This is a genomic window from Polaromonas sp. CG_9.7 (assembly GCF_015752205.1).
GTDB lineage: Bacteria > Pseudomonadota > Gammaproteobacteria > Burkholderiales > Burkholderiaceae_C > Polaromonas.
In genome coordinates, this window is sequence record NZ_JADOVG010000036.1 from 1 (window position 1) to 10,033 (window position 10,033).

Annotated in this window: 7 protein-coding genes and 3 pseudogenes; 2 read left to right on the top strand and 8 right to left on the bottom strand. The window is 56.8% G+C overall.

The genetic code is table 11. The annotated features are described in order from the left end of the window. Positions 1–582: pseudogene (locus IWX87_RS19235) on the bottom strand (transposase); the annotation flags it as partial. Between the two features lie 394 nt (positions 583–976). Here IWX87_RS19235 and IWX87_RS19240 point away from each other — a divergent pair. Next, a complete protein-coding gene (locus IWX87_RS19240) occupies positions 977–2,023 on the top strand; it encodes a cyclase family protein (protein WP_196865114.1) in 1,047 nt (348 codons plus the stop codon). Between the two features lie 33 nt (positions 2,024–2,056). Continuing rightward, positions 2,057–3,271, top strand: a complete 1,215-nt coding sequence (locus IWX87_RS19245) for an ABC transporter substrate-binding protein (protein WP_196865115.1) — start codon at positions 2,057–2,059, stop codon at positions 3,269–3,271. Positions 3,272–3,493: 222 nt separating this feature from the next. Here IWX87_RS19245 and IWX87_RS19250 read toward each other — a convergent pair whose 3' ends face one another. The 7 genes and pseudogenes from IWX87_RS19250 to IWX87_RS19275 form a co-directional block, all read right to left on the bottom strand. Continuing rightward, complete coding sequence (locus IWX87_RS19250; protein ID WP_196865116.1) at positions 3,494–4,477, bottom strand: tripartite tricarboxylate transporter substrate binding protein; 984 nt, start codon at positions 4,475–4,477, stop codon at positions 3,494–3,496. A 56-nt stretch (positions 4,478–4,533) separates the two neighbouring features. Continuing rightward, a pseudogene (locus IWX87_RS19825) lies at positions 4,534–4,668 on the bottom strand (electron transfer flavoprotein subunit alpha/FixB family protein); the annotation flags it as partial. 7 nt (positions 4,669–4,675) lie between these two features. Then, positions 4,676–6,226: a class I adenylate-forming enzyme family protein gene (locus tag IWX87_RS19255; RefSeq protein WP_196865117.1), complete on the bottom strand. Its 1,551-nt coding sequence runs from the start codon at positions 6,224–6,226 to the stop codon at positions 4,676–4,678. 384 nt (positions 6,227–6,610) lie between these two features. Then, positions 6,611–7,285: pseudogene (locus tag IWX87_RS19260) on the bottom strand (IS6 family transposase). A gap of 116 nt (positions 7,286–7,401) precedes the next feature. Continuing rightward, positions 7,402–8,058, bottom strand: coding sequence for an SOS response-associated peptidase (locus IWX87_RS19265; RefSeq protein ID WP_196865118.1), 657 nt, complete (start codon positions 8,056–8,058; stop codon positions 7,402–7,404). Positions 8,059–8,303: 245 nt separating this feature from the next. Next, positions 8,304–8,528 (bottom strand): hypothetical protein, encoded by a 225-nt coding sequence (locus IWX87_RS20100; protein WP_370583955.1) that lies wholly within the window; start codon positions 8,526–8,528, stop codon positions 8,304–8,306. A gap of 224 nt (positions 8,529–8,752) precedes the next feature. Next, positions 8,753–9,886 (bottom strand): TauD/TfdA family dioxygenase, encoded by a 1,134-nt coding sequence (locus IWX87_RS19275; RefSeq protein WP_196865119.1) that lies wholly within the window; start codon positions 9,884–9,886, stop codon positions 8,753–8,755. Between the last annotated feature and the right edge of the window lie 147 nt (positions 9,887–10,033).

A 10,033-nucleotide genomic window follows, 5' to 3' on the forward strand; every position in this document is an offset into this window, starting at 1 on the left:
TTGAAGCGCCGTTTGCCTTTGGCGCGAATGCCGTGCAACTGCATGAGATTTTGCACCCGCTCTTTGCCCATTGACACACCGCGTGCCACCAACTCGCGCCAGATGCGCGGCCCGCCGTAAGCACCACGTGTCTCGGCGTGCAGGGCCTTGATATGCACCAGTGGCGCCTCGGCGCACCGCTGGCACGGCGAAAGAGGTACGCGTGGTAGCCGGCCGCGCTGACCTGCAGCACCCGGCATTGCACCGAGACAGGCCACGCAAACCGGTGACGCTGGATGAAGGCGTACTTCAAATCGATCCTCTTGCGAAGTACGCCGTCGCTTTTTCCAAAATATCGCGCTCCATCTTCACGCGCGCCAGCTCAGCGCGCAGCCGGCTGATCTCCATCTGCTCGGCACTTACCGGCTTGCTTTCTGCGCCTGTGAGCTTGCCTTGGCGATGGGCCTTGACCCAGTTGAACAGCGTCTGGTCAACCACTCTCAGCGTTCTGGCTGCCGCTGCGATGCTTTGGCCACCTTCAACGAGCCTGACCGCCTCTTGCTTGAATTCGAGCGTGTAGCGCGCCCTTGATGTTTTCGTCATTTCAGTTTTCCTTGTCTGAATTGAAGCACTCAGCAAGGGATACGTTTTTCAGGGGCAAGGTCAGATCGTTCATGCCAGCGAAGTTTTGTCGCTTGGCGGTCAGCGAGCCGGCTAATGAAAGTGACAAAAAGGATGCCACAGCGGGGCGACCAATCCATCGCCCCATAAGATACGCGGTATGCAGCGGTCTATTGAACTTTAAGGAAAAAACGACAGCTGATCGCAAATTTGGAGGTGTGTACTTTAAACATTTTGGAGATATTTTTCCATTTCCAATTCATAACTGACCTAATGCACTCTTCAATGAAGTAAATTTTTTTACTAAATTTGTTCTTTATTGGAAAACAACACGTTTTTTGCATAATGTCAGTTCTTAACTATAACGAGACAAAGTATGCGCTGGAAACATAGACCAACCGGCTCCACGTGGGGTGATTTCGGAGTCGACGATCAACTGGGCCGCGTCAACTTAATAACCCCCGAGCAAGTTCTCAAAGGCGTTGCCGAGGTGCGTGCTGGCCGCAGCTTTTGCCTGTCGCTTCCACTGGATTTGCCCGGTGGCAATGCGCTTAATTCACGTCGTTTTCCTCCGCAGTTGTCGCCTACTTATCGCGACCATAAGCCGTTCGTTAATTTTCCTTTGTCACGTCTGGATGCTGACTCCATCGACGTGCTGAGCGATGACCAGGCGCTGATCTCGCTTCAGTATTCAACTCAGTGGGACTCACTGGCACACGTTGGCGCCCGCTTTGATGCCAATGGCGACGGCGAGGCAGAGATGGTTTACTACAACGGTTATCGTGCCGAACTGGATGTGATCGGTCCGGTTGTTTATGGTGACGACGGCAGTGAATGCGCTTGCGAAAAAGCAGGCGGCGGATCGCGTGCATACGCCCTTGGTATTGAGAACATGGCTCATCACAGCATGCAGGGGCGGGCCGTGCTGGTTGACCTCGCTCGTCATTTCGGTCGATCCCGCCAGATGATTGGTCGAACCGAACTACTCGCGGTCATGCAGGCCGATGGCGTGGTGGTCGAATACGGCGACATGCTGGTGATTCGGACCGGTTTTGCCGAGCTCATTGTGGAGATGGCGGGCCAGCCCGACGCAAAACTCCTGGCCGAGAGTTGTGCAGTGCTCGATGGGCGTGACGACGGTTTGCTGCAATGGATCACCGACAGTGGCATCACTGCTCTGTGTGCTGACAACTATGCGGTCGAGGCGTACCCGGCGCGACCGGCCCCTGCGCCTGCATCGTTGCTGCCTTTGCACCATCACTGCCTCTTCAAGCTCGGCCTGCCACTGGCTGAACTTTGGTACCTTGGGGAGCTTGCCGACTGGCTGCACGCAAACGGCCGACACCGCTTTTTGCTTACGGCGCCACCGCTGCGCTTGCCGGGTGCCGTCGGTTCCCCGACCACTCCGATCGCTACCGTCTAATGTGCCACTTGCAACCATCGAAGAAAATAACCTATGAAGCTTAAGCCACTGGCCGCCATTGGTCTGATTACCCTGTCCGGCTCTATTGCTGCTCAGCACTCCGGCGTTTCGGACAATGTTGTAAAGATTGGCTTGATTCTGGACATGTCCAGCCTTTATGCGGATATTACTGGTATGGGCAGCGTCAATGCAGCAAAGATGGCCATCGAGGATTTTGGTGGCAAGGTAGTGGGTAAACCGATTGAGTTAGTCTACGCCGACCATCAAAACAAACCGGACATTGCAGCGAGCAAGGCGCGCGAGTGGTTTGACCGCGAAAAGGTCGATGCCATACTCGACGTCGCTGCGTCGGCCCCCGCACTTGCAGTTGCCGAGGTTGCACGAGAAAAAAACCGTGTCGTGGTCTTCAGCGGACCAGGCTCGGTGCGCCTGACCAATGAAGCCTGTACGCCCAGCACTGTGCATTACGTTTATGACACTTACGCCCTAGCCCATGCCACGGGCCGTGCAGTGGTTGGCAAGGGAGGCGATACCTGGTTTTTCCTCACCGCCGACTATGCCTTCGGTCAGGCACTGGAAAAAGACACTACGGAGGTCGTCAATGCCAACGGTGGCAAAGTGCTCGGGGTCATGCGCCATCCACTCAACACCTCAGATTTCTCGGCTTTCCTGCTGAAGGCGCAGGCCTCTGGCGCTAAGGTAATTGGCTTGGCCAATGCCGGAGGCGACACCATCAATGCAATCAAGGCTGCCAATGAATTCAAACTGACCGCTAGCGGCAAACAAAGCATCGCCGGCTTGCTGGTTTACATCAACGACATCCACAGTCTGGGCCTGCCGCTGACCCAGGGCATGATGCTCACTGAGGGTTTTTACTGGGACCTTAATGATGAAACTCGTGTGTGGTCGCGCCGGTTTTTTGAACGTACCAAGAAAATGCCCAATATGAGCCAGGCGGGTGTGTACTCTTCGGTAATGCATTATTTGAAAGCAGTGCAGGCCATCGGCACCGACGACACGGCCGCCGTGATGAAACAGATGCGCGCGCAGCCGATCAATGACTTTTTTGCTAAAAATGGCCGCATCCGTGAAGACGGGCGCATGGTGCACGACATGTACCTTTTTCAGGTCAAGAAGCCCGCCGAGTCGAATTACCCTTGGGACTACTATAAGCTAGTGGCCACCGTGCCAGGCGACCAGGCTTTCCAGCCGCTGGCGAAATCGGCCTGCCCCTTGGTCAAGAAGTAGATGTAGAAAACCGCCGGTGGAGTGCGGGGAATGTTTGAGTGATCAAAACCCAAAGCATACTTAAAACAGCTACGCACGGGAAGACATGCATGATGGCCGATGCGATTCCCGACCGGGCAGGTGTGGCAGCGACAGCGCAACGGTCTGTGTCACAAAGCTGTTCCCGCGCAGTTCGCTCGTGTGTTTTGAGCGTTATCCAGAGCAAGGTGCTTCTGCGCTTTCTCAGTCGGCGGTGACGCCTGCGTTTTTAATGACCGTGGCCCATTTTGCGGTTTCCGAGGCGATGAAAGCATCGCAGGCTTGCGGCGAGGTGCCTTCGGCAAATGTGCCCATGGCTTCTAACCGGGCTTGGGTTTCTTCGCTGCGGATGATGCGGTTGACCTCGTCCGACATGCGTTGCACCACGTCGCGCGGTGTGCCGGCGGGGGCAATTATGCTGGCCCAGGTGCTGCCGGTGAATCCCTTGAGCCCTTGTTCGATGAAGGTCGGCACATCGGGGGCTGCCGGCAGGCGTTTGTCGCTGGCCACCCCGATCAGGCGCACACGGCCCATTTTGCCGGGCTGGATCAGGTTGGTCGGCGCGTCAAAGAACAGCTGGATATGGCCGCCCAGCAAATCAGTCAACGCAGGTGCTGAGCCCCGGTAGGGAATGTGCACCATGTAGGTGCCGGTCACGGCCTTGAGCAACTCGCTGGTCAGGTGCGCGGCCGACCCATTGCCCGAGGAGCCAAAACTGACTTTGCCGGGATTGGCTTTGGCATAAGCCACCAATTCGGTGACGTTCTTGAACGGCGCGTTATTCGGCACGGCCGCCAGCAGCGGGGACACGCCCAGCAGGGACACCCCGACCAAGTCCTTCGCCGGGTTGTAGGGCAGCTTGGGGTACAGCGTGGTGTTGGCCGCATAGGCTGCAATCACGACGCCGAAGGTGTGCCCGTCCGGGGAGGCTTTTGCCACGGCGTTAACGCCGATGATGCTGTTGGCCCCGGGCATGTTCTCGACGACCACGGGCTGGCCGAGCCGGCTTTGCAGGCCCACCTGCACCAGGCGCGCCATCTGGTCGGTGAAGCCGCCAGCCGTGTATGGCACGATGAGTCGGATCGGGCGATTTGGCCAGGCCGACTGGGCCATCGATGGCAGTGTGGCAGTGGCCAAGCCTGCGCTGGCGGCCTGGATAAGGGTGCGGCGTGAAAGCGAATTGGACATGGTTGTCTCCTGTCTTATGGTTAACATGATTAATAAAAACGATCGAACAAGGCACCTTACAGCGTAACGATTAGTTCTAGCACGGTGCTGGACAGGGCCGCTTCCATACCGTAGTCGGCAACGCTAAAGGTCGCCGCTTCAGCGTACCTGTTGATCGACACGATAACCTTGTAGTCCTTCATGTCCGCCAGATCATGGTCAGTTTGAAATGTTCAAATACAGTACGCGCAGTTCGCGCTTGAGCACTTTGCCAATCGGACTGCGGGGCAATTCTTCAATGAAATGCAGCGCCGTCAGGCGCTGTGTCTTTCCGGCCCGGGTGTTGTACCAAGCCATGATCTGCGCGGCCTCGTCGCACGCGCCAGGCCGCAGCCGCACAAAGGCGACCGGCGTTTCGCCCCACCGTTCGGACGGTACGCCCGTCACTGCCACGTCCTCGACAGCCGGGTGCAAGCGTAGCTCGGCTTCTAGGTCAGACGGGTAGATGTTGAAGCCGCCACTGATGATCATGTCTTTTCGGCGGTCCAGCAGCGTGAGGAATCCCTCGGCGTCAAAGCGGCCCACGTCCCCAGTGCGGATGAAGCGCTTGCCCCCGACGTCAAACCATTCGGCCTCGCGCGTCAGGTCCGGACGGCCGTGGTAGCCCGTCATCATGCCGGGCGAGTGCCCCACCACCTCGCCGGTCGCGCCCAGAGGCAGTTCACGGCCGTCTTCGTCGATCAGCCGTATGTCGCTGGTGGCGGCGGGCTGGCCTACGGTGTGGAGCTTGTCGGGGTGCTCGTGCGCGACAAGAATGCAGGTGCCGCCGCCTTCGGTCATGCCGTAGAACTCGACCAGGCCGCCTGGCCAGCGCGCCAGCACATCTGACTTGAGCACGGCGCTGAACGGTGCGCTGGTGCAGAACTTGTATTGAAACGCCGACAGGTCGTGCTCGCCAAATTGCGGCAGTGCCATGATGCGTTGGTACTGGACCGGCACCAGCATGGTATGCGTCGCACGGCGCTGCTCGGCCAGTTGAAGATAGCGCGCCGCATCGAACTTGGGCATCAGCTCCACGCAGCCGCCAAAGCCGAGCGTGGGAAAGAACACCACCAGCGTGGTGTTCGAATAGAGCGGCGTGGCCAGCAGCGTAGTGCCTTCAGGGCTGTAGCCGTAGGCGCTGCCCCGCTGGACATGCGCCCAGCGCATGCCGTGAGACTGCACAATACCTTTGGGCGTGCCTGTGGTACCCGACGAATAGATGATATTGAAAGGGGCTTCTGGCAATAGGTCGACTGGTTGCGGCTGCACGCCTTCGGCGGCCAGCCAGTCTTCGAAGCGAATGCCCGCCGGTGCCCCGTCGAGGCGCACACAGCGGGTCGCCGCCAGGTCCGGCGGTACCATGTCGTGCGCGGCGCTGTCGAGGAACAGCCACTGTGCCCCGGCGTCCTGCAGCATGGCAGCCAGGCTTTCCTGGCTGGCCGAGGGGGCCAGCGGAGCTACCACGATGCCAGCCCGCAGCGCCCCGAGGAACAGCGCGGCGTAATGCACCGAGGAATGGGCGCAAATCGCAATGCTTTGGCCGGGCCGCACGCCGTCTCGCTGCAGGGCTGCGGCGATGCGGTTCATGAGGGCGTCCAGTTGGGCGTAGCTCAGTTCACCTTGATCGTCACGTAGGGCCGTTCGCTGTGGCTGGTGCTGGGCATGCTTGCGGATCAGCGCGGAAACGGTGCGAAAAGTCGTTTCGGGCAATGTCGTGATGAGGTTCATGAGCGTGTCCGGGCCGCTGCAACAGCGGTGGTGATTTCAATTGAGTGTTGTGGTTGGATCATCGTTAGGTTACCGAAAATAACAGCTATTTGGGTATGCTGGGAGGCTTGAAATTTCCCCCCCCCTTTTTTTCCTTCCAAAAAAGTAAACCTTCGGGGGTGTGCGGACAATAACTTGGACTACTTGAAAGTAGTTCATGTACTCATACTAAGACCGCATTCGAGCTGTCAAGCGCTCTATAAAAATCGGCAAACGCACTGGCGCGACCATTCGACCATTGGGATACCAGACGAAGCACGCGCTCAAGAGTTGGTTCTGTCGCGATGCCGGCTGATGAACGTGCTTGGCGTAGGAACGCATGCCAATTCCTCAAACGGGACGGATTTATTCTTCCAACGCATAAAACTGATCGGCAAAATACAGCTCAGTGCTGCCTTCAAGCACGAGCTGCCCCTTGCGGATCATGTGCATGAGTTCGATGCCGGTCAGGACATTTTTGGCGGCTCGAATGACTTGAAGTTGAGCATCGGTTTGCTGACCCGTTTGACAGCCCAATGGTCCTGTTCCACGATGTTGTTGAGGTACTTCACTTGCCGAACCACGATCGGGGTTTCCTGGCCGGCATTGATGGCATCAATCGCCGCCTTGTTGGCGCCGCTCTTGTCCATCGTGACCTTCTCGGGAACACCGCTGGCCCTCATGGCTTTGTCAAAGAAGCGCAAGGCTGCGGCCCTGTCGCGCTTGGCAGTCAACAAGAAGTCGACCGTTTTACCCTGATTGTCTACCGCGCGGTAGAGATACTTCCAGGCGCCTTGACCTTGATGCAAGTTGCGTCCATTCGCCAGCTGCTGCCCACCGGGCGCTTGTGTCTGCGGAACACTTTTTCAAGCAAGGGCAGAAACCGGATGTCCAGCGGTTGATTGAAGAATGGTCAGCACACACACCGCGTTCTTCCACCATTTCCTCAAGATCACGGTAGCTCAATGGATAGGCCGCGTACCAGCGGATGTAAACCAGAATGACGTCGATTGGGACGCGCATTCCTTTGGTAGTCAGCATCGCGTTTCAAGCCTTTTCAGTCAAATCGTTCAGCATAGACCAGCAGGCGGCTTTACCGCTAACGCGACAGAACCCATGACATTGCGCGAGTATCGCGCACCAGGCGTTCACACCGATCAAAGAATTGGCAGAGCCATCGCCACCAGCGCGTCGGCAGGGTAGGGCACCAGAAACTCGCCAACCCGCTTCAGCGGCGCCTCCAGCCAGTCCTGGTAAGTCCCCTCCGTCAGGATGATGACCATGCGCTTTTTGTCGGTGGGCTTGTGAAACTGGTTCATCAGCCTGTGTTCAGCCGCATTGATAGTCAGCATTGCAAAACTGTGGACGAGCTCGCCCTTGGGTGACTTCCACCAGGACCACAGCCCCGCAATTCCCAAGGGCTCGCCATCGGCGCGGGCAATGCGGGTCGGCACGGCCTTGCCGCTTCGCCAGTCCGGCTCATAAATCGCTTCAGCCGGAATGATGCAGCGCTGGCCGTGTTTCCATGCATCGCGGAAACTCGGTTTGGTCGCAACCGTTTCGCTGCGAGCGTTGTAGGTATGGCGGGCGATGGCGGTGTCGCTCGCCCAATGGGGAATCAGCCCGAACTGGCCGGCCAGGGCTTCGCGCTCCGGCACAGCCTCATCACCCACATCGGCCTCACGCGGACGCCGGATGAAGCTGGCTGCATACATGGGCCAGACATCGAACTTGCCCAGGTCGTCAGGCGGCTCGACGCCAAAGTGGCGCCGGTAGCGCTCCCTGTCCTTCATGGCTTGGTAATGGCTACACATGGCGCAAATGGCCTATTTGCCTGGTTACTGAAATGAAACCCACGACACCTTCCCAGGAGGCATTGCTTTTCTTCCTGCGGGCCATTGAGCCTCCTTCCTTAAGCGGCATACGCCAGTATTTGTTTGAACTCGCCGCTGTCAATCATGGCCTTTAAATCACTGGCGCCCCCAATCAGCGTGCCTTTGACGAAAACCATAGGAAAAGTCGACCAACCAGGCCACATTTTGAGTGCGTTACGTTCGCGTCAAATATTGAAATAGTTGCCGTACTCCAGATACTTGTAAGGCTGGCCAATGGCGTCCAGCGCCTTGCACGCCTGCTTGGGGAAAGGGTTCAAACCCATTCCCACCACCACATCGTTGTCTCTGATTGCTGCAATGGCCCCCTGCACCATCGCCTGCTGATGCCCCGCAACCTTGCTGCGAATGGCTGGATGAATGCACAGCAGAATGATTTCCTTCATCTTCAACATCGCCCGTCCCAACCATTGAATTTCAGGCTGTCACATAACGCCATCCTTGGCTGGGACTGCTAATGCGACAAAACCGCAGAACTCGGGCCAGTACGCAGCGAAAATTTACTTCGAGTCCCCGGCTGACCAATGTCGTAATGCAAACGAATGGCGGCTTTCGGCGCCAAAGGCAAAGGTAATTCATCCGATCTTGAGTGACTTTAGTATGTTTGCTTCGGGAATTACGCCGCGATGGCGACGTCAGTTTCGTGCACCAATAACCGCAGACGCGAAAAGAATTCACCTCGGTCTACATAGCATCCATGAAGATGCCGAAATCCTGTGGAGGGATCAAAGGCCTCCCGTCCGTGCAGAACGCGCCGGTTGTCGAATACGACCATCTCGCCCGCTTTCAATTTCAACGTCAGGCGGTATTTTGGATCTCGTGTTTTGGCCATGTAGGCTCGGTAGGCACGGTAATAGGCCGGCATGATCTCAGCAGACATATCAAAAATACCAGCCAAATGCGCGTTATAGCGGATCTCGATGACTTCGCCTTTGTATCCAAGCGTGATGACTGGTTTGTAAACTCTAATATCCGCGCTTTTGTCATGAAAACGGAAAGGAATGGCGATGTCACACAACAGCTGAAACGCATCTTGATCTTCAATCCTAAGGTCCTCAGCCATCGCGAAACCGTCCGCAAACAGCGATCCACCTCCTACAGCTTCGTTGGCCAAGCAATGTAAGAATTGATAACCTGGAGGCACCTCTTGGTTAGGCAAATCTGTGTGGAGAGGCAAAGCAACCGAGGTGTAAGCAAGGTTATTTGGATCGGGTTTGTTGACGACCTCAAATGTGGAGCCGAAGTTTGTGGCCCGCAAAAAGCCGATCCGCTCAGCAATCTCGACACCTGCATCTGTATGATCTTGTAAGTGGTCAACGATTGTTAGACCAAATGTTGCGGTGTCTTGCATCCAGTTTTTCAGCGCAAAATCGTCTGCAAGAATGGAGTTGGCCGCGTGACGTGAGATGTTTGCCGCACCATGATCTGCACGCCAATGCTGCGCAGATATGTCGCCAGCGTCAAAGCTTGATTGGCCCGGACGATGCGCGCTCAACAGTGAAATAGGCATGTGGCTGATATGGCCATCTGTATAGCTCAGCACGGCTGTTTCGCCGTCAATTGCGGCAGACCTCAGGATTGGTGCTTCGTCAATTGACAACAGATCGAACAAGCGTTCATGGGTTTCTGGATGCAAACCAGAGGGGCAATTATCGCGCAGCCAGATTGTTGGAAAAGGAGTGGTGGTAGTGCTGTCCGTCCAAGTCACGACAAGCGTGTCAGTGCGGACCGTAAGGGTCGCTAAAGTCATAGGGATACATATTCATTTGGTGTTGTAGGAAATTATTCAATGGGGATTAACCGCATTTCGTTATACACAAGTCCCCTGAGCCTGAAGCTCGCGTGAGAACCTGATGCCGGCGGCAAAGTCCAGGATGCGCTGCATGCCCAGCCAGAT